At 41.3% G+C, this 25359-nt stretch carries 23 protein-coding genes and 1 tRNA gene; 10 read left to right on the plus strand and 14 right to left on the minus strand.

Annotation, left to right across the window (positions count from 1 at the left end; translation table 11 throughout):
- Window positions 1-205 precede the first annotated feature (205 nt).
- The 6 genes from flgE to AAEY93_RS05270 form a co-directional block, all read right to left on the minus strand.
- Window positions 206-1582: a flagellar hook protein FlgE gene (gene flgE / locus AAEY93_RS05245; RefSeq protein WP_351075295.1), complete on the minus strand. Its 1377-nt coding sequence runs from the start codon at window positions 1580-1582 to the stop codon at window positions 206-208.
- A 60-nt stretch (window positions 1583-1642) separates the two neighbouring features.
- A complete protein-coding gene (flgD, locus tag AAEY93_RS05250; RefSeq protein ID WP_351075297.1) occupies window positions 1643-2428 on the minus strand; it encodes a flagellar hook assembly protein FlgD in 786 nt (261 codons plus the stop codon).
- A gap of 23 nt (window positions 2429-2451) precedes the next feature.
- Entirely contained in the window at window positions 2452-2868 is a 417-nt protein-coding gene (gene flgC / locus AAEY93_RS05255) for a flagellar basal body rod protein FlgC (RefSeq protein WP_101032355.1), read from the minus strand.
- A gap of 2 nt (window positions 2869-2870) precedes the next feature.
- Window positions 2871-3269, minus strand: coding sequence for a flagellar basal body rod protein FlgB (gene flgB, locus AAEY93_RS05260; RefSeq protein WP_351075300.1), 399 nt, complete (start codon window positions 3267-3269; stop codon window positions 2871-2873).
- Window positions 3270-3405: 136 nt separating this feature from the next.
- Window positions 3406-4239, minus strand: a complete 834-nt coding sequence (locus AAEY93_RS05265; protein ID WP_101032357.1) for a CheR family methyltransferase — start codon at window positions 4237-4239, stop codon at window positions 3406-3408.
- 60 nt (window positions 4240-4299) lie between these two features.
- Window positions 4300-5220, minus strand: coding sequence for a chemotaxis protein CheV (locus AAEY93_RS05270; RefSeq protein WP_101032358.1), 921 nt, complete (start codon window positions 5218-5220; stop codon window positions 4300-4302).
- Between the two features lie 598 nt (window positions 5221-5818).
- Here AAEY93_RS05270 and flgA point away from each other — a divergent pair.
- The 3 genes from flgA to AAEY93_RS05285 all read left to right on the plus strand — a co-directional run bounded on the left by flgA (window position 5819) and on the right by AAEY93_RS05285 (window position 7517).
- Window positions 5819-6526 (plus strand): flagellar basal body P-ring formation chaperone FlgA, encoded by a 708-nt coding sequence (gene flgA / locus AAEY93_RS05275; RefSeq protein ID WP_124011948.1) that lies wholly within the window; start codon window positions 5819-5821, stop codon window positions 6524-6526.
- A gap of 74 nt (window positions 6527-6600) precedes the next feature.
- The gene (flgM, locus tag AAEY93_RS05280; protein WP_124011949.1) at window positions 6601-6930 is read left to right on the plus strand and encodes a flagellar biosynthesis anti-sigma factor FlgM; all 330 of its coding nucleotides are present in this window, start codon (window positions 6601-6603) and stop codon (window positions 6928-6930) included.
- 101 nt (window positions 6931-7031) lie between these two features.
- Window positions 7032-7517 (plus strand): flagella synthesis protein FlgN, encoded by a 486-nt coding sequence (locus AAEY93_RS05285; RefSeq protein WP_351075303.1) that lies wholly within the window; start codon window positions 7032-7034, stop codon window positions 7515-7517.
- 366 nt (window positions 7518-7883) lie between these two features.
- On the opposite strand, the gene AAEY93_RS05290 is transcribed toward AAEY93_RS05285, so the two are convergent.
- Window positions 7884-8441 carry a chalcone isomerase family protein gene (locus AAEY93_RS05290; RefSeq protein ID WP_351075305.1) on the minus strand — a complete coding sequence of 186 codons (558 nt, stop codon included), beginning with the start codon at window positions 8439-8441 and terminating at the stop codon, window positions 7884-7886.
- A gap of 149 nt (window positions 8442-8590) precedes the next feature.
- Window positions 8591-9070, minus strand: a complete 480-nt coding sequence (locus AAEY93_RS05295; protein WP_124011952.1) for a DUF2947 domain-containing protein — start codon at window positions 9068-9070, stop codon at window positions 8591-8593.
- Window positions 9071-9199: 129 nt separating this feature from the next.
- On the opposite strand from AAEY93_RS05295, the gene AAEY93_RS05300 reads away from it, so the two are divergent.
- Window positions 9200-9427, plus strand: coding sequence for a hypothetical protein (locus AAEY93_RS05300; RefSeq protein WP_124011953.1), 228 nt, complete (start codon window positions 9200-9202; stop codon window positions 9425-9427).
- Window positions 9428-9760: 333 nt separating this feature from the next.
- Here the strand turns inward: AAEY93_RS05300 and AAEY93_RS21275 are convergent, their stop codons facing one another.
- The gene (locus tag AAEY93_RS21275; RefSeq protein WP_443729201.1) at window positions 9761-9967 is read right to left on the minus strand and encodes a YegP family protein; all 207 of its coding nucleotides are present in this window, start codon (window positions 9965-9967) and stop codon (window positions 9761-9763) included.
- Between the two features lie 1629 nt (window positions 9968-11596).
- Between AAEY93_RS21275 and AAEY93_RS05310 the strand changes: the two genes are divergently transcribed.
- On the plus strand, window positions 11597-13051 hold the full coding sequence (locus tag AAEY93_RS05310; RefSeq protein ID WP_351075308.1) for a tetratricopeptide repeat protein: 1455 nt from the start codon (window positions 11597-11599) through the stop codon (window positions 13049-13051).
- A 292-nt stretch (window positions 13052-13343) separates the two neighbouring features.
- On the opposite strand, the gene AAEY93_RS05315 is transcribed toward AAEY93_RS05310, so the two are convergent.
- Both AAEY93_RS05315 and AAEY93_RS05320 read right to left on the minus strand, forming a co-directional pair.
- Window positions 13344-13419, minus strand: a tRNA-Arg gene (locus AAEY93_RS05315).
- Window positions 13420-13653: 234 nt separating this feature from the next.
- Complete coding sequence (locus AAEY93_RS05320) at window positions 13654-14862, minus strand: flagellar assembly protein FlgT (RefSeq protein ID WP_351075310.1); 1209 nt, start codon at window positions 14860-14862, stop codon at window positions 13654-13656.
- Between the two features lie 270 nt (window positions 14863-15132).
- Here AAEY93_RS05320 and AAEY93_RS05325 point away from each other — a divergent pair, with 270 nt between their 5' ends.
- On the plus strand, window positions 15133-15843 hold the full coding sequence (locus AAEY93_RS05325) for a FlgO family outer membrane protein (protein ID WP_351075312.1): 711 nt from the start codon (window positions 15133-15135) through the stop codon (window positions 15841-15843).
- Window positions 15840-16286, plus strand: coding sequence for an LPP20 family lipoprotein (locus AAEY93_RS05330; protein WP_124011966.1), 447 nt, complete (start codon window positions 15840-15842; stop codon window positions 16284-16286). The genes AAEY93_RS05325 and AAEY93_RS05330 overlap by 4 nt, the downstream gene beginning before the upstream one ends.
- A gap of 258 nt (window positions 16287-16544) precedes the next feature.
- On the opposite strand, the gene AAEY93_RS05335 is transcribed toward AAEY93_RS05330, so the two are convergent.
- Both AAEY93_RS05335 and AAEY93_RS05340 read right to left on the minus strand, forming a co-directional pair.
- Window positions 16545-17492: an autotransporter outer membrane beta-barrel domain-containing protein gene (locus AAEY93_RS05335; protein WP_502959549.1), complete on the minus strand. Its 948-nt coding sequence runs from the start codon at window positions 17490-17492 to the stop codon at window positions 16545-16547.
- Between the two features lie 106 nt (window positions 17493-17598).
- Window positions 17599-18249 (minus strand): TetR/AcrR family transcriptional regulator, encoded by a 651-nt coding sequence (locus tag AAEY93_RS05340; protein ID WP_101032372.1) that lies wholly within the window; start codon window positions 18247-18249, stop codon window positions 17599-17601.
- Between the two features lie 241 nt (window positions 18250-18490).
- On the opposite strand from AAEY93_RS05340, the gene AAEY93_RS05345 reads away from it, so the two are divergent.
- From AAEY93_RS05345 to AAEY93_RS05355, 3 genes are all read left to right on the plus strand, one after another.
- Window positions 18491-19612: an efflux RND transporter periplasmic adaptor subunit gene (locus tag AAEY93_RS05345; RefSeq protein ID WP_351075315.1), complete on the plus strand. Its 1122-nt coding sequence runs from the start codon at window positions 18491-18493 to the stop codon at window positions 19610-19612.
- On the plus strand, window positions 19609-22686 hold the full coding sequence (locus AAEY93_RS05350; protein ID WP_351075317.1) for an efflux RND transporter permease subunit: 3078 nt from the start codon (window positions 19609-19611) through the stop codon (window positions 22684-22686). Before AAEY93_RS05345 ends, AAEY93_RS05350 begins: the two co-directional genes overlap by 4 nt.
- A 142-nt stretch (window positions 22687-22828) precedes the next feature.
- The gene (locus AAEY93_RS05355; protein WP_351075319.1) at window positions 22829-24835 is read left to right on the plus strand and encodes a methyl-accepting chemotaxis protein; all 2007 of its coding nucleotides are present in this window, start codon (window positions 22829-22831) and stop codon (window positions 24833-24835) included.
- Window positions 24836-25242: 407 nt separating this feature from the next.
- Here the strand turns inward: AAEY93_RS05355 and cydX are convergent, their stop codons facing one another.
- A complete protein-coding gene (cydX, locus tag AAEY93_RS05360; RefSeq protein ID WP_101032376.1) occupies window positions 25243-25353 on the minus strand; it encodes a cytochrome bd-I oxidase subunit CydX in 111 nt (36 codons plus the stop codon).
- Window positions 25354-25359: the final 6 nt, after the last annotated feature.

Below are 25359 nucleotides of genomic sequence, written 5' to 3' on the forward strand. Positions count from 1 at the left end.
TGCCAATGAGTTTTAAGGCGGATTATGGAGATGTAATAGATTGAATCAGTTAAGAATTAACATTAACGAATAACTCATGAGTGTCAAAAAAGCATCAAAAAACACCAGGGGATAATAACGAGGACTAATAATGAGGGCGAATAATGAAGGGATAAAGGCAAGGTGTTGCCGTAAACGGCAACACCTATCATGACGCGTGGTTAACTTAGCGGATCTGTAATATGGTTTGGTTTAAGGTATTGTTCACTTCAAGGGTACGCGAGTTAGCTTGGAAGTTACGCTGGGCCGAGATTAAATCCACCAGCTCGGTGGTTAACTCAACGTTTGACTGTTCAAGCGCAGAAGATTTTATACTACCAAATGTACCACTATTGGCCTCTCCCGCTAATGCTGCACCTGAATCGATACTGGCTTTCCAAGACGTATTCCCCACTTGGGTGAGTCCTTGCTCATTGGCAAAACGCACCAAGGCTACTCGCGATAACGGCACCGTTGAGCCATTACTGTAGCTTGCGGTCACTAAACCATCAGCGCCAATACCTACGTTAGTCAATCGGCCAACGGTAATACCATCTTGGGTTAATTTAGTCACTTCAAACGGAGAAGCATACTGGGTTGGATTATCAAACTTTATATTAAGAGTTTGAGTACCATCGGCCCCAGGGCCTAAAGCATTTGCACCCGCAGTGCCTAATGGCTCCGTGGTAATCGGATCTGGGTTACTGCCTATATTAGCACCTACTGAGTTAAAGGTAAGCACTGCACCCGACCATGTTCCTCCTAGTCCATCGGGATCAGCAGCTTCTGCCAATGCACTACCATCTTTGGTGCCATCATCATCAGTATCTGTTTCATAACTGCCAGCAACAGTCGTGTCAACAGGCTTTCCATCGACAGCATAAAAGGCCACCCAATTACTTTCGCCAGTATATGAACCCTGCTCAGGCTTAATAAAGTAACTGGTCATAATATGTGACTCACCTAGCGAATCATAAATCGTCACCGAGGTGGAATTATTAAAGGTGTCAGAATCTTTAGGATTAAACTTAGCTGGATCTAATGCATTCTCTCCCACATTAAGATTCATCTGTATTTCAACGTTTGACGATTTTACTGGGCTACCCGCTGTATCTGGGATCTCAATAGGTTTGGTGGTGGTTAAGCTCACCGACGTTGAATTACCATCTGCATCAACGGGAAAACCTTGTAAAAAGTTACCTGCTGAGTCAACCATGTAATTGCCTGAATCAACTTTGAATGCACCGGCACGGGTAAATGACTGATCTTTAGTCTCTAATTCTGACGAGGTAACAAAGAAACCCCCACCACTTATCGCCATATCTAGCGAGTTACTGGTAAATTGCAAGCTACCTTGATGAAACTGTTGCGCAACTTGTGAGGTGGTGGCACCGCCGCCCACTGCGGTTTTACCGTTGGAAAAAATAGAATTAGCATACACGTCAGCAAACTCTGCTCGAGACTCTTTAAAGCCAATAGTATTCACGTTCGCGATGTTATTCGCTGTTGTATTTAAGTCTTTTTGCGCGGCAGCAATACCACTCAGTGCGATATTAAATGACATGTTTCACCTCTCACAATTAATTCATTTATGATGACAGCCAACTGTTTGTTGATGGCCGTATTATGTTTCAGATACTGCGAGTACGTCAGATAACTTAATTCCACCTACTCCACGCAAATTCAAAATAGCGCCTGTCGCCACAGTGCCCAATGACACACTGGTAACATGGGCATAAGTCGATACGGCTAAATCTTCCGACGTTCCGTCCACTTTACCGCTAGCCTTAATGGCGTAATTACCGGCTTCTGCGGGTTGGCCATCTGAATCTAAACCATCCCACGTCACATCAACATTGCCGCCTTTACTGCCATCAATATTAAAGCTCTTAATCAGCTGACCCGACTCATCTTCAATTCTGACCGAAATAGATTCGATGGTTGATGGCGTACTGATCACCCCTTTAATTTCCGAGTTTTCAGTAGAAATAGCCCCAGTATCAGAAGGAATAAGCACTTTACGGCCCACTAAACCAGAAGCTTGCAATGCTTGGCTAGAACTCATCACAGTATTGAGGTTAAGAATTTCATCATTAAGATTTGAAATACCATCGACTGTGGAAAATGATGCCATTTGGGCAATCATTTGATCATTATCAACCGGTTTAAAGGGATCTTGCATCGACAACTGTTGACTGAGTAAAGCAAAGAAATCATCTTGCTTTAACATCTGATCTTTTGCTTCAGGTATCGCACTTTCTTCAGGTAAGCGAATTCCGTCAAGAAAAGGATTACCTGTGGTCGTGGTGGTCGTATTTGCCTGCACAGAATTTTTGGTTGTAGCACTTGTGTTTGAAGCACTACTGGACTGTTGCGGTAAAGACTGACTGTAAGAGTTAACGAGGCTCATTGTTACCTCCTTGAATAATCATACTATTTACCCATCCTTAACGTCTGTTGCAACATAGACTTAGTTGCATCAGCCACCTGAACGTTCATTTGATAAGAGCGTGATGCAGAAATCATATCGGCCATTTCTTCCATCACATTGACATTAGGTTTGTAAATAAAACCATCACCATCCGCCATTGGATGGTCTGGCGAGTATTCTTTTAATAATGGTTTGTTACTTTCGACAATGCCTTTAACGCTGACGCCAGGCGAACTGTCTTGCTGGCTATTGGCTTTTAGCATTTCGGCCTCAAAAACAGGATGACGTGCACGATAGGTTTTATCGACACTGCTTGACACCGAATCAGCATTGGCAATATTACTGGCGGTAGTATTCAAACGCACTGACTGCGCTGACATACCCGAACCAGACACATTGAAAATATTAAATAAACTCATGATTAGTCACCTCTCAATGCTTTACGCATGCCATTAAATTTGCCCTCAAGAAAGCCTAATGACATTTGATATTCGAGCGAATTTTGCATAAATGCTGCTTGTTCTTTCTGGGTATCGACGGTATTACCATCGCCAGTATCGGCCTGATTTGGTATACGATATTGAACATGTTGTTGACTTAACGCCGTTAAATCAAAATGTTTGTCTGTGGTTTGACTCATACTCAAGCCCTGTTGATGCGAGCTTGCCGATTTCATGGCAGCAGCAAAATTAACATCTTGAGCTTTATAATGAGGAGTATTGGCATTGGCGATATTACTTGAAATTACTTCTGCTCTTTGAGCTCGAATGCCCAAAGAATATTGGTGAACACCTAATGCATTATCGAAATTAATCGCCATAAAATTGCCTCCATCAGCTAACTGATAGTAATAAAGCAAGGGTTATGCCAACAATTTAATTTTTAAACGAATAAAAGACAAAAACAAACATGCCGACGAATGCCGGCATGATAAATAGCTTAACTTGTTATTTTATCTATATTTTCTTTTGGTAATAAATACCAGGATTACAGCGAACCATATTAAACTCATCACTTAAGCCTGCTAGAGATTCTGACGCACCCAAGAATAAAATACCTTTAGGATTAAGTGCGGCAGCAAATTGCCGCAAAATTTTAGTCTTTGCCTCTGGCCCAAAATAAATCAATACATTACGGCAAAAAATAATATCGTACTTACCTAATAAGCTATAACTTTCAAGTAAATTATGTGCTCTAAAGTTAACTAAACGCTTAACATTATCTTTCACTGTCATGTTGCCCGACGGTAAAGCATCAAAAAACTGACGTTTACGCTCTTCAGACAAGCCACGAGCCAGCGCTAAACCATCATATTCAGCATTCTTACAGCGCTCTAACATTGATGGTGACAAGTCCGTTGCCTGAATCGTCGCGCCGCCCGGTAAAGCACCGGGTTTACGCTGTTGATATTCCAACACTGTCATCGACAAAGAGTAAGGTTCTTGCCCAGAAGAACATGCCGCAGACCATATTTTTAACGGTCTGCCAAGCTTACTGTATTCAGGCAATAGAGTATTATTAAGTAATTCAAACGGATAACGGTCTCGAAACCATAAGGTTTCATTGGTGGTCATTGCATCTATCACTTCAGCACGCAGTTGACGTTCTATCGGTTTCATCGACTTTTTAACCACCTCAGACAAAGAAGGTAAATTATGCTTCCCCATCAACGGCGCTAAACGACTGCGGACTAAATATTGTTTATTCTCACCTAACACAATACCGCTATGCTGCTCTAAAAACAGCCTAAATTGATTGTACTCTGCTTCAGCAAGTGATTTATCTGTCACATTAACTTCCTAATATGTGGCCGATGAGCTGAGCATCCAATATTGTTCAATATTAGAGGCTTATAAACTCAAATGTTTGTTAACCGCTGAGGCTAATTCATCGGGGTTAAACTTAGCAATAAAGTCGTTAGCACCTACTTTTTCTACCATTGCTTGGTTAAACACACCACTTAATGATGTGTGTAGAACTACTTTTATGTTCTTTAATTTTGGATCATCACGAATTTCAGCAGTTAAAGTATAACCGTCCATTTCTGGCATTTCGATATCTGAAATAATCAGCGGGATCTCAACTGAGACATCATCCATTTCAGCGGCAATATTTTTCAGCATGATCAACGCTTCTTTACCATCTTTAGCGGTATCGATTTGCAGATTTAACGACTCTAACGAACGAATAATTTGTTTGCGTGCCACCGTAGAATCATCAATAACCATAATATGATAATGCTGTTCTTTATCGATAGTTAACGTCTCACTGACTTCTTTACTGATAGAGGTCTTAACAGGTGAAATTTCATCAAGAATTTTTTCAACATCCAAAATTTCAACCAGCTCACCTTCAATCTCAGTCACAGCCGTTAAATATGAAGAACGTCCTGAACCTTGGGGCGGCGGCAAAATAGATTCCCAATTCATATTGATGATACGCTCAACAGAACTGACCAAAAAGCCTTGAACACTGCGGTTATATTCGGAAATGATAACAAAGCAATTTTCAGTTGATGTCAGTGGACGTCCACCGGTTGCAGCACTTAAATCGATAATAGAAATTGTTTCCCCACGAATATGCGCAACACCTTTAACATAGGGGTTTAGTTTAGGTAGCCTTGTCAGTGGAGGACATTGTAATACCTCTTTTACTTTAAATACGTTAATACCAAAGCGTTGACGACCGTTAAGCTTAAACAGCAACAGCTCTAATCTGTTTTGTCCGACAAGCTGGGTACGTTTATTTACTGATTCTAAAATGCTCGACATAACACAGCCTTGTAGTTAACTGTTACTCAAAAGGATAAAATTGTTGGTTAACATTATAGTGAACCTTGGTTTAATATAATACGCTTGCTAGCTATTTTAACCTCAACCTGGATAAGAGAGGGGATAAATCGTTGAAAACGGGTTTATTTCAAGTCTGCAATATCAAACATGCCATGTGTTTTGCTAATAAAGGTGCACTCACATGTTAACAATAGTTTTAGTCGCCGCGCCAATAGCGGGCCCATTGTGAATCGATACAAGGTGAATAGCCGAACAAAGAGCCGTTTGATAACCGTTACTATCCCCCAATTTATCCCCAATTGAGGTTTTCATCAGACGAACATGACACACTCTGGGCAAACCATCAGCAGCCTAGCAAATACTTATCAAATTATTGAATTAAAAGTGGGCATGCAACTTGCTTTAACTTTTACTAAGTTAACTCTTACAGTGAACTGACACTTTTTTGACGAAAGGGAAATGTTATTATCATGCCCTCACCTCATTTTTAGCTTATTGCGTATGCAGAGATTACTCGCATATTTTTCGTTTTCCAAAGTATAGGTGCATTCTGGCAACACAAGCTAGGATCTTCATTATGAAAGTATTTTTTTTATGTTTTTTGTGCTCAATGACGCTTTCTTTGCCAGCATTTGCTAGCGAAGAGATAGTAACACCTAAACTATCGGCCATTTATACGTTAGCTAAAGAGGTGGTCGCAAAAAAAATTGATGCCGACGCCAACGCTAAGGTGCAAATTACCCCACAAAATCTTGAAGGTCGTCTTAGTCCACCGCGCTGCTATCCACCGATTAATGCCGAACTCGCCAGTGAAAGAGCCATTAGTCGAAATAACATGGTAAAACTAAGTTGTATCAGCCCAGACTATGACTATCCATGGCAAATGTATCTCTCTGTTCGAGTTGAAATACAATACCCTGTCGTGGTGGCTAACCAGCTACTGTCTCCAGACCAAATTATTGCTCCACATCACTTAAACATCATGTATGTTGACCAATATAGTTTAAGAGGCCACTTTTTTTCTGATACCCACACATTAATCGGTTCGCGAGTGAAACGTCGCGTGGCAAAAGACTCACCTGTATTGAGTAATAACCTGTGTTTTGTGTGCAAAGGTGACTCGGTTTCCATCTACGCTAGAACCGCTAATGTTCAAATAAAAACCCTTGGTGAAGCACTGCGTGACGGCAATCTTGATGACGTCATCAGGGTGAAAAACAGTAACACGAGTAAACAATTTGATGCGGTGGTGGTTGGGGTTGGCGAAGTTGAAGTAAGAATGTAAACTAGGACTAAAGTTTTTTCCAACAGTGCCGATAATCTGTTTGAAGAACCTAATACATTACGCTGGAGCCTCCAATGGCAATTGACATTAAGCATAACACTGCGGCTAATACCCAAATGCGCACTGCACGTGACACGCAGTCTGCTAAGCAATCTAATACTGCTGTGGCTCAAAAATCCGCGGCACCGGTTAAAGCCGATTCCGTTAGCATCACCGCTCAAGCTCACCAGCTTCAGAGCGCGCAAGCAAAAATGGAAGCGACACCTGAAGTTGACCAAAAAAAGGTCGCAGAAATTAAGCTCGCTATCTCTGAAGGACGCTATAAAGTCGACCCAGAAAAGCTTGCTGCGAATATTGCCAGCTTTGAAGCAGAGCTAAGCAGTCTATCGTTTGACAAAGAGTAGCCGTTAAACGTTACTCTTTAATTTGTTTTAACGACACACAGATAATAGGTGCTAACTTGCATCATAGATAAGTGTCAGTTAACAAAACCAATGAGTAATTTATGACAGAGCTAAATGAAGTACTAAATAAAGAGTTGAATAAACAACCAAGCGAACAACCAAACGATGAGCTACGTGCACTGTTAGAGACCCAAAATCAGACCTTAGCACAGCTGAAACTGCTTATTGTTGAAGAAAAAGCCGCATTAACAAACCAAGATGCCGACAAACTACTGACGCTTTCCAAAGACAAAACCCAGTGCTTAATCAATATGAAAGCGACTGACGAAAAACTGGCTCAACACCCCCAGCACGCCCTGCTTACCACAGCTCCTGAACTGGTACAAAAAGTCGCCCAGGCCAAATCTATTCTCGCAGAATGCAAAGACATTAATAGCCAGAATGCCAGCTTAATTGAACACAATATCGCCAGCCTAAATCGATTTGCCCAAGCATTGCAAGCCAGCCGTAATGCATCAAGTTTAACCTACAATGACAAAGGCAAAACGTCGACCATTTCAACACTTGGTAATGACTTTACAGCCTAATAAAGCCTATAGAGCAACAGCCTAGAGCGCTGCTAGGACGCTTCGCGGCTAGAGACTATAAAATCTGAGCCGCATCCGATAACAAGCGAATAAACGGAAAAAATAAAGCGGAAGGCATAGAGGCTATAAAGTCTTAACAGCGAAGCTGTTCTTAGCAGGACGTAGTCCGCCCTAGAACCTAGCAGGACGTAGTCCGCCCTAGCAGCGCAGCGACCCTAGCAGGACGTAGTCCGCCCTAGCAGCGAAGCTGTCCCTAGCAGGACGTAGTCCGCCCTAGCAGCGAAGCGACCCTAGCAGGACGTAGTCCGCCCTAGCAGCGAAGCGACCCTAGCAGGACGCAGTCCGTCCTAGAACCGAGCAGATGATTTACTGAGCTAGCATAGCTTGGCGTAAACTTTGTTGCGCAGACTCTTCACCTAACCAAATGTTAAGTAATACCTGACGAAAAGCCTCTCCAGCAATATCACCTTGAACTTGACCATTTTTAATGCTGCTCACGCCCTTGCCTTTTTGGGTCACAAAAGTAAATTGATCCCCGTCGACAACGTCGTAAGCAAATTGTTGAGTGAAATGTTCAATCTCTTTGGCAATAAAATGGGTGTCATTGTCGGTAGCAGTCTCAAAACCTTTCGTAATGCCGTCACGCATTCTCTCTGAGGTGGCCATCGTAGAAGTAATTGTTAATTGGATTACCGCTATAGGCTGAGCGAGCACATCTTCAAGCGTATAAACTTTGGTAGGTAAGTACAAACTGGCTACATAAATATCCATAAAAAATTTACTGCGCACGCCCGCACCATTTAATATTAATGGTTGCTCTGCAACATTCATTTGCTCAGCAACATCAACATCGGCAATCATTCTTGCTTGCACCAACAACGGCAGCGTCAACACTAAACAGCCAATTAAAGCTAATAACTTCATCTAAACTCTCTAAAAAAAAACAATATAAATAACCACTGTATAAACCATTACAACATGAACGACTGCAATATCAGCCATTCATCCCATTAATTTGCTCAATTATTAGCTCAATTATTAGCTTAAGTACGCTTAGATTAACGACTCATAAACTAACCACGAACGCCTAACTTATATTGGCCATTTTGTTGAAACATCAACGCTTGCTTGTGCTTTGGCGCCATTAAAATAGGACCATCATCAAAAAATAAAAAACTCTTCCAATTGCGCACGAACACACACCAGCGCGTTTCAATGATTTGGTACTTTTCATAGCAAAAATATACAACCGTATCATCAGGCCATTGAATATGTTTAGTAATCGCTTCAGGCATCGCAATATCATCAGAGTCCCACGCCGATTGCCAATGATCCGTTGCAGTCCAAGCATCTTGCTTTGCTGGCCAATCACCTTTCTCGAATAGTTCCGCACGGCTGCTTTTATTGCTTATCCACTTATCCCACACTTCCATGGCACTTTTATCGGTCAGTGGTTTAATCAAGGCCTTATCATCATCTGACACAGGCAAATCTTTATGGTTAAAAATCCACTTACGCTTATAAAGATCAAACGGAATATATGAATATGACAAACAATTGCTCCTAGCAACTAAAAATGAAACGCAATTATAGCGCTAAAGCGGATCAGACTGCGATAGCAACAGAGATAAATGATCTGCCAATTTACCAAAAAAAATTATCAAAAAAGATAATCAAAAAAAATGCCAATCGAAAAGATAATCAAAAAATTAATCAAGGATCATAGCCGCCATAACCAACACGTGGCGAAAGGTAAACGCGATGTATTTCCCAGTCGGCACAGCCAATCAGCTAACCTAATAGCAATAGCAAAAGGAATCGATAACGCGGATAAAGGCCGCGGTGGCATTGCATCACCAAACGCGCAGCGCGCTGTTGTTATACAGCGCGGCACTGAAAAATCTTTTTAAGCCGCCAGTGTCAGGATTGTAGTCACCATTGATGATTACGGTGCACCATAGCAAGCTAGTGTGTTATGCATGGCGGTAATACAATACTTCATGATGTCAATCACCAGCAAATCGTGAGGTCATAATCACCTGTCGATAGACAGAGATTTAAGCAAGAGTCAGTATCACAGCAAACAAACACCTATGCCCTCTTAGATATTGAACATGTTAGAGCTGCGTTGGGGATGACTACGGCGCATTTGTTAGGGACTGATGCGCAAGTGTCTAAGATTGACAGAATAGAGCAGCGCTCGGCAGATGAGAGTCGAGAGCCAGTAGAAAGCACGAGCAGTTTTAACTTAAGTCTTTGATTGTTGGAGTGTCACCATGTTCCATTACAGAACCTATGCCATTATCACTAGCAGTGATATCCGAATACATTTTGCTAGTGCCAATGATTTGATGATTAGCCGCTTTGAGATGGAAATAGGGCTTAGCATTTTTAGCGGTTACTTTGGAAAATTTTGATTCATCTTGGGAATTATTTTGAACTGACCCGATACCATTGCTTGCACCACTTTTTGCACTGTATAGCTCACTAGTAAGAAGACCTCTACATTTCCAGCCTTCAGAACAAACTTAAATTGATCATTGCTGCTTTTGCTTAACTCATACCATCCAGACATAAATTAACTCCTTTATAGTTATGATAACGAGCAAACCTAGACTCTTTTTAACACCAATATGATTTTAGCCCTTCACTTAATAATAGCTTTATTAATTTCGGTGTATTTTTATTTTAGCACTGGTATTCAAGCCCAAATCAAAATTATATTTTTACTTTTTATCATTACCTTAAGCTAATTTACTGTTCAGGGAAGTATATAAACAACTTTTAACCAGCATGTTGTTATTCGGGCCATTGTTATCAGTAATGGGAGTCGTTATTGGTGTAATGTGTGGGATGAACTAACGATAACGTGCTTAACACCCAGGGTAACCGCATGAGTGCTTGTTTTTTGAACGCTACGTTTAACCTGCAAACAAAAAACAAAAAATCATCCAAGCTATGAAGACTTTATGAACCATAATAATTCATTAAACAAACTAATTCTGTTCAAAAAACGTTCGCGATCTCGCCCTGGCTTAACACCGTCTCCAAGTTTAATGAGTTTATTGAACGGCAATGAATTTTTTATATGAGGTCATAGGATAAGATTTAACACATGTTAATGTCTTAGAGTGTACTTAGCGTCTCTTGTAAGCTGTCGTTTTTGGCATGCCCATTGAGCAATGTTGTCATGTTTTAGTTTTAATAGAAAATGATTAACAATGCAGCTCAATGTCCATGATCGGATACAAACTATCGAAAAAGCGAAGCCTTAAAGAATACTTTAATAAACAGGGTGTTAGCATAAGTATTTAACTTTTAGCCACTTCAGTTCGGCCTGTTTCTAACACTTTCTTAAGTAGGATGTTTTCATCCATGTCCTTTTTCTTCCCTTAGATGCAACGCGACCTTTTAGAGGTTATTTCCTGAGCACATTAAGTGCTATCTGACGTAGTATTCCTATATTTTTTACACTATGACCTTTGTAAATTTAGAGTGCGTCTTCATTCATGGTCAGATCTAGCACCCAATGCAAGCTATTTTATACAACCCAATGTTGACGAACGGCTTCGGGAAACTTGTCTTCAATCAGCTTTGCTGAACTAATGTTATAATGGTATTCCAAGCTAGCTTCTTGTCCTTTTTCTTGACGATAACTCATGCTTATCTCAATCGTTTTTAATCTAGCCCAATCAGAAAAATCCTTGTTGAGTTGTTAGCCAATAAAACCTGACTACTTCTGGCTTCGATCCTCCCACGATTATTCTCTATCTTTAGGTTGGATGGCTCAGTACTTCAAAAATATTTAAACATCTCCGTTATCACTTTATTGAAAGATTTTTGATTACCTTTCACAGCAAGAAAATAGGCGCATTTTTGAGTAATGATTGTTTTATTTCTTTCTTTTTAGCAACCCATCGCATCAATAGAAACGAGAGCACCTTTAATATCATGTAACTTAAGAAATTAGGGGGATTACGCTAATTTCAATAGATTTTTTTTCGGTCCTTAATCTAATATGTTATTTTGAACAAAATAGAACTTTCTTGGGGAAGCTCAAAATGAGTATAAAGAGTAATATGGCCAGAGCCGAGGCATTATTTCGTCAAAAAGAGTATGCTGAGTCACTCTCCTTGTGTACAAAAATTATTGAGAAAAAACCAAAACTGGCTAATGCCATCCATTTAACTGCCTTGAATTATTATGCACTTGGACAATTTGCACCTGCGATAGCAGAATTTCAAAAAGCCATTGCGATTAACAGCCAGCTTTCATCATTCCATAGTAACTTAGGCAATGTTTATCTAGACCAAGAGAGTTTTGTTGAAGCGAGTCGGTGTTTCGAAAAAGCACTTAATCTTGAACCACTTTTACCTGAACCTAACTACAATCTTGCTATCTGTCTGCACAACCAGCGCAACTACTCATTAGCAGAAAACTTTTGCAAGAAAGCCATCCTGCAAGATGCCACAAATTCTGACTTCTACCTTCATTTAGGTGTCATCTACTATGATCAAGGTCAGTTTGACAATGCCGCTAAGGCGCTAGTTAAAGCACTTGAAGTAGAGAATAAGCACAAGAAAGGAAGAACACACCTCGACGCCTATTGGCAATTATTCAGCTTACATCTCAGTCAACACCGCTACCAAGATGCACTTGAAGTTGCCGATCTTGGCATACAAAGCCAGCAACTTTCAGAGCAACAACTCTGCACTTTGCTCATCGGCAAGGCCATCATCTATTTTCTATTTAACCGTTTAGATGAAGCCAAGCACACATTACAGCTGAGCGAAATCATTCATCAGTTTCCCTCACAGCCAAAATACTTGAAAAAATTCAGTGTATTTCACCATTACATTAAAAATCTTATAGCACTGTATGAGAGCGGCGAATATAAAGATTGTTATAACCTTGTTAACGACGCCACAAAAATGTACTTCATCTCTGAAAGTCATGGATTCGCGCCCAACCGAACATCAATTCAATACAAAGACCAAAACTATGAAGTCAATTCTCTTTTCATAATGGGCGCTAAGGTTATTCACTTTGTTACCGAGGAAGAAAATAAATACCAAGTGAGTCTTGTATCATTACTACAAGACCTTGCTCCAGGTTCCAAAGTGGTGGTTGCATTTGGGGAAATTGATTGCCGACCGGACGAAGGAATTTACAGCTATAGTTTGAAATCAAAACGAGATTACAAGGACGTGATTGATGATATGCTGTCAAAATATGTGAATGCACTAAAAAATCTTGCAGACTCTTTTGACATTGAAATTATTCTCTACGGCGTACCAGCTCCACACCCTCAAAGCATTGAGATATTACCGCCGTCTGAGCAACAACGGTTCAAAGATATCGTTGCTTACTATAACCTTGCGCTTGCAAATGCATGTCAGTCTTTAAACATCAAGCTACTCGACGTATATGCGCTAACGAACAAGGATGGACAAAGTAACCTACAGCACCATATCGATAACTATCATCTATCGCCTAAAACGGTACCTACACTGTTCAATCTACAGAGTCAATAATCTTGAATTGTTTTAATCAATAGGCCGTTGCTGTGAAGTATAAGAAAGAAGCAATACAACATCATCGGTATTTACAAAAGATTCGAAGATATCACTCATATATATCATTTCTTAATATACATACTCATAAACTATGAAGAATGGACGTTAATATCTATGATTTGAATCAAACAGTTGAAAAGGAGTTTTTATAAAAAGCTAAAAATAAAATTCTAAAAAAGGGTGTTCCTATGGCGGTATAGTATTTTCATATTCAGTAAACTACTGATAAACAAGAGTGGAAAGCCTTATATGGTCTCCCCACAGGGACTCGAACCCCGATCGGCCGCTTAGGAGGCGGCTGCTCTATCCTGTTGAGCTATAGAGAGACTCAGTGATTATACTGAGTTTAGAGTCGAATTAAACCTTTTAAATTTAATTGCTTGATTAATAACCAACTAATTCTTAACCATCCCTTTTGTTCTGGTCTATTTATTCAGCATCTATTTATCAAACATCTATTTATTAACGAGCTATTTATTAACAAGCTATGTCTTAACTATCGATTTATTAAAAGTCTCTTTATTAAAAGTCACTTCTCTTAGACTTTAATGCTTAATGGCCTAATTCTTAATCGCAATGTCATTCAGTTGAATGTTATCTGCACTGTCTATGCCCTCAAGCATTGCCGTTGCACTGTCTTCGGTGACTTGCTCGATGACGACATTGGCACGACTTTTAGTGGCGATGGCGCGCATGGAATTAAATCTATCTGGGATATTTTTTTGCAGTACGATTTGGAATTTATCACCCATTTTAACGCCGTTTTTTCGACCTAAATTAATGATAATGCGGTCCCCTTGCCTGGCGACAATTTGGCCTAATAATGGCCGACAGTTTAGTTGTTTATCCAGTGATATCACGCTTTGTTGAAAAATATCACTGATAGCCTGACCATAAGATGAACGCCAAAAACGTTGGTTAGCAGGTGATACCGTTTCTTGTCTTTCAAATTCCCAAGGTGCTGATGTTGCGAAAGATTCTGTCCATACCTTTTCACCACTGATGCCATGGTAAAGGGTTAATTTAAAAATAAATTGCCTTTGCGGATCATCATCGATCAACCCCATATAACTGCTTTGCACAGGCTCGGTGGAGATATCAATAATTTCGGGTTGCAGCACATATTGGCTGTCGGTGATTTCGCCTAACCAACTGGGTATGCGATAACCTTTAAAGTTAACCAACTGATTGGTGTTATCAATTTTTTCATCGGCATGTAATCGTACAAAACTGTATCGCGATTGCGCGTTGATAACCTTGCCTAATTGTTCGGTGATCCGTTGTTCAAAGTGTGCTAATTGCCCATAACGTAGCTGTTCACGCTCTTGTAAATAGGATTGCGGCAACATAATGGCGGCTTTGAGGGATTGGCTTTTACATTGCCCATCGAATGCTTGTTCACTGAGATCAAGCTGTAAAACCACTGTAATCATGTGTTCACTGATCATTTCACTCATTAATTCAACGTTATTAGCCGATCCCATACGCTGAATTTGAAAGCTATCTTGAGTGAGTCGCCCTTGATTGATTTGTTGTTCGCTGGAAAAGTTAACCCCGGCTTTTAAACTGGCATAGTTTAATGCCTGACTGATGGCCTCTTCGCGAGCTTTATCAATATCGCCATTAACGATTTTAGCCTTGCCGGTAACTTCCATTTGCTCTGCCAATACCGACGGAGAAACACACAAGGCACTCACCCATAGCATGGCTATTGCAGCAAGATGGCTGAAGCTTTTAGTTCGGTTAACAGGGCGGTGTCGGATCAACATACAATGTCCTAATGTCAAAAAATCGTCAATTTTGCACAATTGTGTAAATTAAGCTTACTCTATGTTTATTTAAAGCAAGAATTATGCCGACTACCTATCTTGGTGGGTATTATCTATGTTGTTCAATTACAGTAAAGCTTTTAGCGCATTTGCCGATATAAGGGTACAAATAATAAAGAGTAAACAATTGACCTTAGTTATCGATGACAAAGGCGATTAAATGACTCATTTATATTAAGACTTGCAGCATGATTTGTTAGAGGAATTATTATGATTAACAGGCTTTTTATCCCCACAGTCATGCTGGCGTCGTTGTCGTTAGCGGCATGCACCCAAACGCCTAATGCTGCCAGTAACCTTGCCTTTAGTAACAATGGTAGCTATATCAAAGTGGCCGATGAAGATGAGGTTTATCGGGATAAGCTCACTTATGATATTCAAGCCGCAGGATTATCACCTAAAGGCCAGGTGAATGTATGGGCAGAAAAACTCGTCAACGAATTAGTGTTACAAAATGACGTATTACGCCCTGATCAACCACTGTTAATTACCACGCCGGTAATGACCAGCGATTTAAATGTAACCAATGAGTTAGCATTACAGTTACAGCAAGGATTACTCACAGCGTTTCACGCTCATGAATTTAATGTAGTCGATTTAAACGTGGCGACTAATTTACGCGCAACCGAACAAGGCGAGTTTATGCTGAGCCGAAATTGGGAGCTATTGCGAACAGATTTGCCCGTGTCACACGTATTAGTGTCAACCATGACCCTAACACCTGAAGGGATTGTATTTAACGCCCGAGTGGTAAATATAACCAATAATAGGGTCCTTTCTGCGGTGCAGTCATTTGTGACGGCATCGAGCTTGTCAGGTTATTTGCAGCCTTCTGAAATAATCGAGTCGCGCGATGGTTTGCTGTATCGCCACCAAAAACGAGGCGACAGTCGTTACACCGTATTAGGAGATAAGCAATGAAATCTATGATGTTAGTTATGTTATTGCTGCTAACGGGCTGTATGAGCCATGGTAAAAATGTTCAGTTGGAAAACCCCGCGCCGGCTGCGTTTCCAACCTTAACCGCTATTGGGTATGCACCACTGGCAACGCAGCCCAGCAAGGAGCCATCACACCGTATTTTAATGGCGATGCAGGCATCAAAAATTGCCGCCTACCGTGAGTTAGCGGAACAAGTTTATGGCCAACAAATATCTGCTAGCAGTAACGTTAGTGAGTGGTTATTAACTGATGACAAGGTTAAGTCCAGTGTTAGCGGCATTATCCGCGGCGCAAAGGTGGTAAAGACCTACCCTGCAGGTGAATTTTATGTCACTGAACTCGAACTGGATTTTAAACAAGTATGGCAATTGTACGCGCAACAAAATCGCCCTACACGCTTGAAAAATGTGACTTACTTTTAAGGTTCAGCTTCAAGCTTAAGATCCAAGATTTAGACTTCGGACTTTAGCGTTAAGCGTTATTAGTTATGATAGGTAACTAGTGATTGTTGATTGACAGACATTAAGCCAAATTCGTCTACGAAATAGTAATAAAAATGCCGCTGATATCGAATATCAGCGGCATTTTTTGTTTTTATGTTTTTATGTTTGAGCCGACTTTGCGAGGTTTTTAACACCACAATGAAGATTTAATCTGTCTTTTAGCGAGTGTGGTTGGAATTAAAATTTAACCCCGAACACTAAGCCGAATGCCGCTTGATTCTCTATATCGTCAGTAAGATCAGGATTGCTTAATTCCATTTCACCACCAAAATAATAACCAGCATAAACATTAAGGCTGACATTGTTGGTAGCTTGCCATCCGGTGCGCAAAAATCCGACCCACTCAGTCACTTCGATAGTTTGATCATCATCGGCAATTAAAAAACGCTCGGTGCGACGTGAACTGCCAACACCAAAACTTAAATCACGATTGTATTGATAACTTAACTCCAAACCTGCTGGGCCACTAAAACCGGCTTGGAACGGGTTAGCAAGTACCCACTTATCGCTTATCTGCCAGCGAACCGCTAAATAAGGAATGGTACGCACTTCTGAAATATCATTTAAATACGCAACCCCAAGGCCGAGCATATTGCCGGAGTCGAAACGATACATTCCCGATGCGACCACACCGTAACTTTGCGCATTTGACGCTGAGGCGGTGTCGGCATAAGCATATTGCAGTTTAGGCGCGACTAAAAACATCCAATGATTATCAGGACGATAAGATAATGATAAACCGCCACTGTACTGATTTATGCTCGACCAAGGTTGAGCACTGCTGCGTAGCGGGGTATTTTGGTTTATGCGCCAATCATAATCGAGGTTATCGTAGCCAAGGTTGGCACCGATAGACCACTGACGATTGAGTGGCATGCTTGCCGAAAAGCTGGTTTTCCATGCATCTCGTTGTAATTCATTTGGGTTGGTATTATCGGCCCCAACATTAGCGGTGGCGGTTGATGTACGAGCCACGGTGAATGAAAACGGTGAACGATCTGGTGCGGCAATCACTTGCTGGCTTAACAGCAGGCCAGATGCACACATTATTGATAATAATGATAATTTTAGTGATTTAGACCCGATTACCTTAACATCATCTAGCTTAGCGTTATAACGTGTCATATCAATCTGCTTCCCTTCAAATAATAAGATAAACTCAATATTACTTTGGCTTAGTTGCTGTACTGATACTGTGATCTGGCCAATTAAGTTCAATTTTGAGTTGAGTTTATTTTAAGCCGACTTTATGAGCCCGTAAAAACATGTCGGCTGTGTCGTGTAAGTACTGCTGTCTGGTGAGCAGTAGGTCGCCTATTTCTAGGCCTAACTCCAAGCGTAATTTTAATTCGCCAAATAACATCAAACACAATCTTACCGCGCTTTCATGGGGGTTTTCAAACAGATATACCCCATGCTCATTGACTTTTATTAAATAGTTTCTGATCAAGCCTAATATATGCTTTGGGCCCGCGTCATAAAATAGTTTAGACACTTCAGGATGCGTATCGGATTGAGCTACGCAGGTTTTAAATACGGTCATGGCTTCATTGCTGACAATCATCTCACCAAATTGCAGAGCAAACAGCAAAATAACTCGTTGAGGTTGGCTTGCATCAATTAAAGCATTGTTAGTGAGTTGATGCACAACACATTTAGACTCAATCGCGGAAACGAATAAATCATCTTTGCAACCAAAGTGAGAATACACGGTTTGCTTTGACACTCCGGCATGCTTTGCCACTTCATCCATGCTGGTATGAGGAAAACCCTGATGACAAAAAAGTGTAATGGCAGACTCGAGTATCTGAGCCCGCTTTTGCTCACTGCAGCTCAAATGAATCTGTCCGTCGTTATTAAGCGATATAAGATCTTTTGTCATGATTTTTCCGTAAGTTAGCCATTAAGCCATATCGTGTGTCTGCGTACTGCTCACTATTTAGTGTCATAGTAACCAAAAATAGACTGGACAGTCTAGTTTTATAAAATTAGACTACCGAGTCTAGTTAACATTTAAATTACATCTTGCGGTTGTTGTTAATGCATTCACTTATTGATATTAACCTCTGCTCAGAAGACAAATCAACATTGACACAATCTGTTGCTTTTCAAGGAATAAACTTATGTACGCGTCAAAGACATTCACCCCATTTATTCGATACTGGGCGCTAGGTTTAAGCTTAATAGTGTTAAGCGGTTGTGGCTCTGAGGTAAAAGAACATTCGCAAACAATTGAGTATCAAACGGTATTGTCACAGACCTTAGTGCTAAATGACCATTATCAGCACATGCAAACCTATACTGGTACCATTCGCTCGGCAAATACCACCGGGATTGGTTTTGAGCTGGCGGGTAAGCTCAATAATATCCTGGTCGACAGCGGCGATACGGTGACAAAAGGCCAAACATTAGCGCAGCTTGATACCGATTTATTAATTGCAGAAAAACAACAGCTACAAGCCAGTTTATTACAAACCCAAGCGGATATAGATTTAGCCAAAAATACCTTAGTACGCACTCAAAAGTTGAAGCTACAAAACTATGTTTCTGAGCAGCAACTCGATGAAACCCAGCAACAAGTTATTAGCTTACAAGCCAACCAGAAACGTATAGAAGCAAGCTTAAGAGCCACTACGTTGAAACTTGAAAAATCAACATTACTTGCCCCGTTCAGTGGAAAAATCAGTCAACGTTTTCATAATGTCGGCGAAGTTATTGCATTAGGCAGTCCGGTTTTTACCTTAATCGGTAACAGTCAGCCGTTAGCTTATATTGGTGTGCCGATTGATATTGCTCAGCAATTAACCACCCAACAAATGGTGGATGTCCGTGTAGGCAAACAAACCTTTAGCGCTGAAATTGCGGGGATCAGTGCCGAAGTCAATACCATTAGCCGCACGGTTCAATTACGGATCCTTTTGCCTGATTCAGCCAGAGTGATCAATGGCGAAATAGCCTATCTCGCTTATCAACAAGATGTGCAACAACCCGGTTACTGGGTGCCCATGTCGGCATTAACTGATGGCGTGCGCGGCTTATGGAACGTATTTTTATTAGCCAAAGCAGAGCAAGATTACTATCTAATTGAACGCCGGGATGTAGACATTATCTATACCAATGAACAACAAGCGTATATTCAGGGCGCCATTCAAGCAACAGATATGATTGTGTCGCAAGGATTGCATAAATTGGTGGTAAGCCAAAAAGTCACCCTTGCTCAAACTGAGCACGAGGGGGCGTTATGATTAAAGCATTTTTAGAAAATGGCCGCCTAACAAGCTTATTTATTGCGTTATTAATTGTGGCTGGGTTAGGTGCTATTTCAAGCTTGCCACGCACCGAAGATCCGCATATAACCAATCGCTTTTCATCGGTTATCACTCAGTACCCAGGGGCGTCCGCTGAACGAGTAGAAGCATTAGTCACCGAAGTCATCGAAAATCAATTACGCCGTTTAGAAGATTTAAAGCTCGTCCAGTCGACTTCTCGCCCTGGGATTTCGGTGATTCAATTAGAATTAAAAGACACTGTCACCGAGACCGATCCGGTGTGGTCTCGAGCACGGGATCTTATCGCCGACAGTAAATCCTTGCTGCCTGTAGAGGCACAAAATAGTGTGTTAGATGATCAACTCGGTTATGCCAACACTGCTATTTTAGGGCTTGTTTGGGCAGATGACAGCCCGGTAAGAGCCGATATTTTGAATCGTTACGCCAAAGAATTACAAAGCCGGTTAAGGCTGCTCAGCGGCACTGACTTTGTCAAACTTTATGGCGCACCTGAAGAAGAAATTTTAGTTGAGTTAGATGGCAATAAAATCAGTCAATTGCATCTTACTCCTGCCGCAATTGCGGCAATTTTAAATAATGCCGATAGCAAAATTTCAGCCGGTGAAATCAACAATAGTCAATTTAGAGCCTTAGTTGAGGTTTCTGGCGAATTAGACTCACAAAACCGTATCCGCCAAGTGCCATTAAAAGTAGACGATTACGGTCAAATTATTCGCTTAGGTGATGTGGCCAACATTACTCGCCAAGCTAAAACCCCCGCGTCGAGTATCGCTTTAATCGACAGCCGACAAGGCGTATTAGTGTCTGCGCGCATGTTGAATAATAATCGAGTCGATGTGTGGCAACAGCACGTGAGCAAGACCATAGATGCGTTTTCAACTAACTTGCCGGCTAATATTAAGGTGCAATGGTTATTTGACCAACAAAGCTATACCAGTGACCGATTAGGCGGCTTGGTGATTAACCTGTTACAGGGGTTTGTGATTATTTTAGCAGTATTGATGCTCACATTAGGACTTCGCAATGCGATGATTGTGGCTATATCACTGCCACTAACGGCACTCTTTACCCTCACCTGTATGAAATATACCGGACTGCCTATTCACCAAATGTCGGTGACCGGTTTGGTGGTTGCGCTGGGCATTATGGTCGATAATGCGATTGTGATTGTTGATGCGATAGCCCAACGTCGTCAACAAGGTATGAGTAAACTTGAAGCTGTGTCTAAAACGCTACACCATTTATGGTTACCCTTGGCGGGTTCGACCATTACCACCATGCTAGCCTTTGCACCTATTGTATTAATGCCAGGGGCTGCGGGTGAGTTTGTGGGTGGTATTGCGATCTCAGTGATGTTTGCGTTGCTGGGTTCATACATTATTTCTCATACCATTATTGCAGGACTTGCGGGTCGATTCAGTCGCAGTGAAAAACCAACGGCTTGGTATCAGCAAGGCATGGCGTTTCCGCGGATAAGCCGTGCGTATATCGCCAGTTTACAGTTTGCGTTAACTCGACCAATACTGACCGCCATCGTTATTGGTATATTGCCTATGGCAGGCTTTTTTGCCGCAGGGAAAATGACTGAACAATTCTTCCCACCCTCTGATCGCGATATGTTTCAAATAGAAGTCTATTTGGCGCCTCATGTCAGTATCGAGAACACCCTCGAACAGGTCAAACAGATTGATCATAAACTGCAACAAATTGAAGAAATTATAGAGGCCACTTGGGTTGTTGGCGGCAATACACCCTCTTTTTATTACAACTTAACTCAGCGGCAACAAGGGGCAACCAATTACGCCCAAGCAATGATTAAAGTGACCGATTTTGCCGCGGCAAATCGATTGATTTTACAATTGCAAAAAGAGTTAGATGCGCAATTTCCACAAGCACAAATATTAGTCCTTAAACTTGAACAAGGCCCGCCCTTTAACGCCCCTGTTGAACTGCGTATTTACGGCCCTAATCTTGATACCTTAAAAATATTGGGTGAAGAAGTGCGCGGGATCTTCGCCGCGACCCCCGATGTCATTCACACCCGCGCAACGCTCAGTTCAGGTGCGCCAAAAGTGTGGTTACAGGTCAATGAAGACGCCAGCTTAATGAGCGGGTTAAGCCTGACCGATATTGCCAATCAAATTCAAATGGCGACCACAGGTATTATTGGTGGCAGTATTTTAGAACAAACGGAATCGCTGCCAATTCGCGTTCGTTTAGGTGATAACAGCCGCGAACAAGCGACTCGCTTAGCTGAAATAAATCTGGTTTCCCCTTCTGGCTCAGGTATACCGTTATCCGCTTTATCTTATAACGAAATCAATGTTAGTCGGGGGGCAATACCGCGCAGAAACGGCGAACGAGTCAATACCATCGAGGCTTATATCACCAGTGGTGTATTGCCAGCTCAGGTATTAACCGACGTCAAAGATGCTATCGATAAGTTAACCATTCCGACGGGATATCATATTGAAATAGGTGGTGAAAGCGCCAAACGTAATGAAGCTGTGGGTAATTTATTATCCAACATTGTGGTAGTGGTGACCTTGTTACTCACCACTGTCGTGTTGTCGTTTAACTCGTTTAGATTAACGGCAATCATTCTACTGAGTGCATTTCAATCGGCCGGTTTAGGTTTACTGTCTGTGTATGTATTTGGTTATCCGTTTGGTTTTACCGTGATAATCGGGTTACTAGGGGTAATGGGCTTAGCCATTAATGCGGCGATTGTTATTTTGGCTGAACTGGAAGATGTTCCTCAAGCCCGAAATGGACACATACCGTTAATCATTAGTACCGTGAGCACTTGTGGGCGTCATATTGGCTCCACGACCATCACCACCATAGGCGGTTTTTTACCGTTAATCATTGCCGGTGGTGGATTTTGGCCACCGTTTGCCATTGCGATTGCCGGCGGCACATTATTGGCCACCATGCTGTCATTAATTTGGGTACCGGTAATGTATACCTTATTAATGAAGCCCAAAAAACAGCTTAAATTTCAAGATCAAAATCGTGTAACGGAATAAGTTTATTTATAAAATATTAATATCTATCCGTGTCACACTTTATGCTAAATACTCGATAATCAGTACACTTTCAATGTAAATTACGTTGCAGGGATCATATCTATTCTAGATTAATCACCAATATAATTATAAGAAAGAGTATATGAATTATAAAAACTGGCCTATATCAAAACAGATAGCCTCTCTTGTCATATTGTTATCTATCATTATCTTTAGCGCCATGTCTTGGTTTTCCTATCTATCGGCAACCACTGTATTACATGACAAAGCGATTCAAGCCATCAAGTCGCAAATGCAGAGTAATGCTCATTTAATTGAACTGCAGTACAACAGTATGCAGTCCTTAGCCAGACGAAATGCCGATATTCTTCGCACCTTATATCCAGGAACATTCTCAATAGAAGATCGCAGCGTTGAAGTGTTAGGGGTTAAGACTCCTGTACTGGTCCATGATAATGAGCAAGTTAATAATTCAAACAATAACGTCGATCGCTTTTCACAACTTACCGGCGGCGTTGCCACGATATTTGCTCGCGATAATGATGATTTTGTTCGCGTGTCAACATCGCTGAAAAAAACAGACGGTAACCGTGCATTAGGCACTTATTTGGGTGTCAATCACCCAGGTTATCAGGGGTTGATTAACGGTGAAGAATTTGAAGGTTATGCCAAGCTTTTTGGCAAAGACTACATGACCATTTATCGTCCGTTAAAAGATGACAGCGGTAAAGTCAACGCTATCCTTTTTATCGGTTTTGATATCACCCAATCGGTTGAACAAATTCAAAGCTCGCTTAAACAGCTGACACTTGAAGAATCAGGTTCTTATGCCATTATCCGTAATGCCGATAATTACGTGATCTCTCATCGTGAATTAAACACCCAAGCGCCTTTCGATGAAGCATTGTTTGATGGTCTATCACTTGAAAAGGCCCTTACGGATAGAGGCAGCTGGGTTTACACCTCATTGTCTGATCAACAGATGTATTCTCATTCAGTCAATATTCCCGGTTGGAATTGGACTTTGGTCGGTTTTGTTCCCGAAAAACAATTAAGTAATGAAAGCGTAGCAATGTTAAAAACCAACGCAATATTGGCGTTACTTGGGATAGTGTTTATTTCCATTTTATTGTTTACTGTGATTAATCGTGCCATGAAGCCATTAAAGCTCCTACAGGGCCAAATCGCTAAATTAGGCCAAGGCGATCTTTCGCAAAGTTTTGTCCAATGCCCCGAAGACAGTCGCAATGAAGTTGACCAAATCACTATAAGTGTCACCCAAATGGCGGCTAATTTAGCTGAATTAATTGAGTTATTAAAACAGTCTGTCATCAGCTTAGAAACCCAAGCAAACCTTAGTCAAGAAACGTCAAAATTGAATGGTAATGAGGCAAAGGCACTGTTAAACCAAACAGAGCAAATTGCGACCGCTATCGAAGAGATGTCTTCTTCGATTAAAGATGTGGCACAAAATGCCAGTCAAGGAGCCCAACAAGCGCAAGAAATTGATAGCGCATCCGCTCAAGGACATGCTCAGTTAACCCAAGAGGTTACCGCGCTTCAATCCTTGAGTGAGCAACTCATTCAAAGTCAAAAAAATATTGAAAGTGTCAGCAATGAGAGCCAAGCCATTAGTCAAGTGACAGAGGTCATTAATGGTATTGCAGAACAAACCAACTTACTCGCCTTGAATGCCGCGATTGAAGCCGCCAGAGCGGGTGAACAAGGCCGTGGTTTTGCGGTTGTTGCTGATGAAGTACGCTCACTGGCACAAAGAACGCAACGTTCAATTAGTGAAATAAGCTCGACTATTAGCACATTACAACAGCAAGTAAAATACACCGCCACACAAATGAACCAATGCCAGCAATTGGGATCATCTTCAGCTGAACAAGCTAATACTGTTAATAACCAACTCAGTCAGATTAATCAGAATATCGGCGAAATGGCGATATTTTCATCCAGTATAGCCAGTGCCACCAAACAGCAAAGCACAGTGGCAGATGAGGTGTCTCACAACTTACATACCATCGCTACGCTGGCACAAAATAGTGATGAACGAGCCACAAAAGCGGTGAGTGATGCAGAGCAATTAACCGCGCTTGCGGTCAGTATCAAACAACAGATAGCTGTATTTAATCTCAGTTAGGGATCGTAAATTAATAAAATACCGCCATTTGCACATATTGACTTGCTATAGGTGCGCTACTGACGCATAAAATCGTCATGTTATATGCTCAGAGTTCAAGTATGAGATTACAGACTTGAACTCTGAGTCATTCAACGCCGTTTATTTGTCTCTCATCCCGTTTATTCTCCAGCCCTTTCCCCCGCTATCATCGCTTAACTGACTTGCTATAGACACATTATTGACGACCAAACTGTCATTGATAACAGGAATGACTCTGGCTATCTCATGGTAAAGCCTAGGCATGTGTTAACCATAGTGGCCCATCAACAGTCTATCTACGTTGAGTTTTAGTTTTAGTTTTAGTTTTACGCCCAATAAAAAACCGCTTTATAACTAAAGCGGTTTTTTTATCGAACGATATAACTTTAGAGTTCGTTATTACGATCCATATTTTCAGTATTTTCAAGCCATAACGCATTGATAATACCGAATGCACACGCTAACAACACCCCTAAAATCCACGCAAAATACCACATAGACGT

The sequence above is a fragment of the Shewanella sp. CAL98-MNA-CIBAN-0140 genome, assembly GCF_040309905.1.
Lineage (GTDB): Bacteria > Pseudomonadota > Gammaproteobacteria > Enterobacterales > Shewanellaceae > Shewanella > Shewanella psychromarinicola.

What these genes read in the sequence shown, in the direction of transcription:
- flgE (WP_351075295.1), bottom strand. Translation starts at nt 1,582, where the DNA reads ATGTCATTTAATATCGCACTGAGTGGTATTGCTGCCGCGCAAAAAGAC.
- flgD (WP_351075297.1), bottom strand. Translation starts at nt 2,428, where the DNA reads ATGAGCCTCGTTAACTCTTACAGTCAGTCTTTACCGCAACAGTCCAGT.
- flgC (WP_101032355.1), bottom strand. Translation starts at nt 2,868, where the DNA reads ATGAGTTTATTTAATATTTTCAATGTGTCTGGTTCGGGTATGTCAGCG.
- flgB (WP_351075300.1), bottom strand. Translation starts at nt 3,269, where the DNA reads ATGGCGATTAATTTCGATAATGCATTAGGTGTTCACCAATATTCTTTG.
- AAEY93_RS05270 (WP_101032358.1), bottom strand. Translation starts at nt 5,220, where the DNA reads ATGTCGAGCATTTTAGAATCAGTAAATAAACGTACCCAGCTTGTCGGA.
- flgA (WP_124011948.1), top strand. Translation starts at nt 5,819, where the DNA reads ATGAAAGTATTTTTTTTATGTTTTTTGTGCTCAATGACGCTTTCTTTG.
- flgM (WP_124011949.1), top strand. Translation starts at nt 6,601, where the DNA reads ATGGCAATTGACATTAAGCATAACACTGCGGCTAATACCCAAATGCGC.
- AAEY93_RS05285 (WP_351075303.1), top strand. Translation starts at nt 7,032, where the DNA reads ATGACAGAGCTAAATGAAGTACTAAATAAAGAGTTGAATAAACAACCA.
- AAEY93_RS05290 (WP_351075305.1), bottom strand. Translation starts at nt 8,441, where the DNA reads ATGAAGTTATTAGCTTTAATTGGCTGTTTAGTGTTGACGCTGCCGTTG.
- AAEY93_RS05300 (WP_124011953.1), top strand. Translation starts at nt 9,200, where the DNA reads ATGCCAATCGAAAAGATAATCAAAAAATTAATCAAGGATCATAGCCGC.
- AAEY93_RS05310 (WP_351075308.1), top strand. Translation starts at nt 11,597, where the DNA reads ATGGCCAGAGCCGAGGCATTATTTCGTCAAAAAGAGTATGCTGAGTCA.
- AAEY93_RS05320 (WP_351075310.1), bottom strand. Translation starts at nt 14,862, where the DNA reads ATGTTGATCCGACACCGCCCTGTTAACCGAACTAAAAGCTTCAGCCAT.
- AAEY93_RS05325 (WP_351075312.1), top strand. Translation starts at nt 15,133, where the DNA reads ATGATTAACAGGCTTTTTATCCCCACAGTCATGCTGGCGTCGTTGTCG.
- AAEY93_RS05330 (WP_124011966.1), top strand. Translation starts at nt 15,840, where the DNA reads ATGAAATCTATGATGTTAGTTATGTTATTGCTGCTAACGGGCTGTATG.
- AAEY93_RS05335 (WP_502959549.1), bottom strand. Translation starts at nt 17,492, where the DNA reads ATGACACGTTATAACGCTAAGCTAGATGATGTTAAGGTAATCGGGTCT.
- AAEY93_RS05340 (WP_101032372.1), bottom strand. Translation starts at nt 18,249, where the DNA reads ATGACAAAAGATCTTATATCGCTTAATAACGACGGACAGATTCATTTG.
- AAEY93_RS05345 (WP_351075315.1), top strand. Translation starts at nt 18,491, where the DNA reads ATGTACGCGTCAAAGACATTCACCCCATTTATTCGATACTGGGCGCTA.
- AAEY93_RS05350 (WP_351075317.1), top strand. Translation starts at nt 19,609, where the DNA reads ATGATTAAAGCATTTTTAGAAAATGGCCGCCTAACAAGCTTATTTATT.
- AAEY93_RS05355 (WP_351075319.1), top strand. Translation starts at nt 22,829, where the DNA reads ATGAATTATAAAAACTGGCCTATATCAAAACAGATAGCCTCTCTTGTC.
- cydX (WP_101032376.1), bottom strand. Translation starts at nt 25,353, where the DNA reads ATGTGGTATTTTGCGTGGATTTTAGGGGTGTTGTTAGCGTGTGCATTC.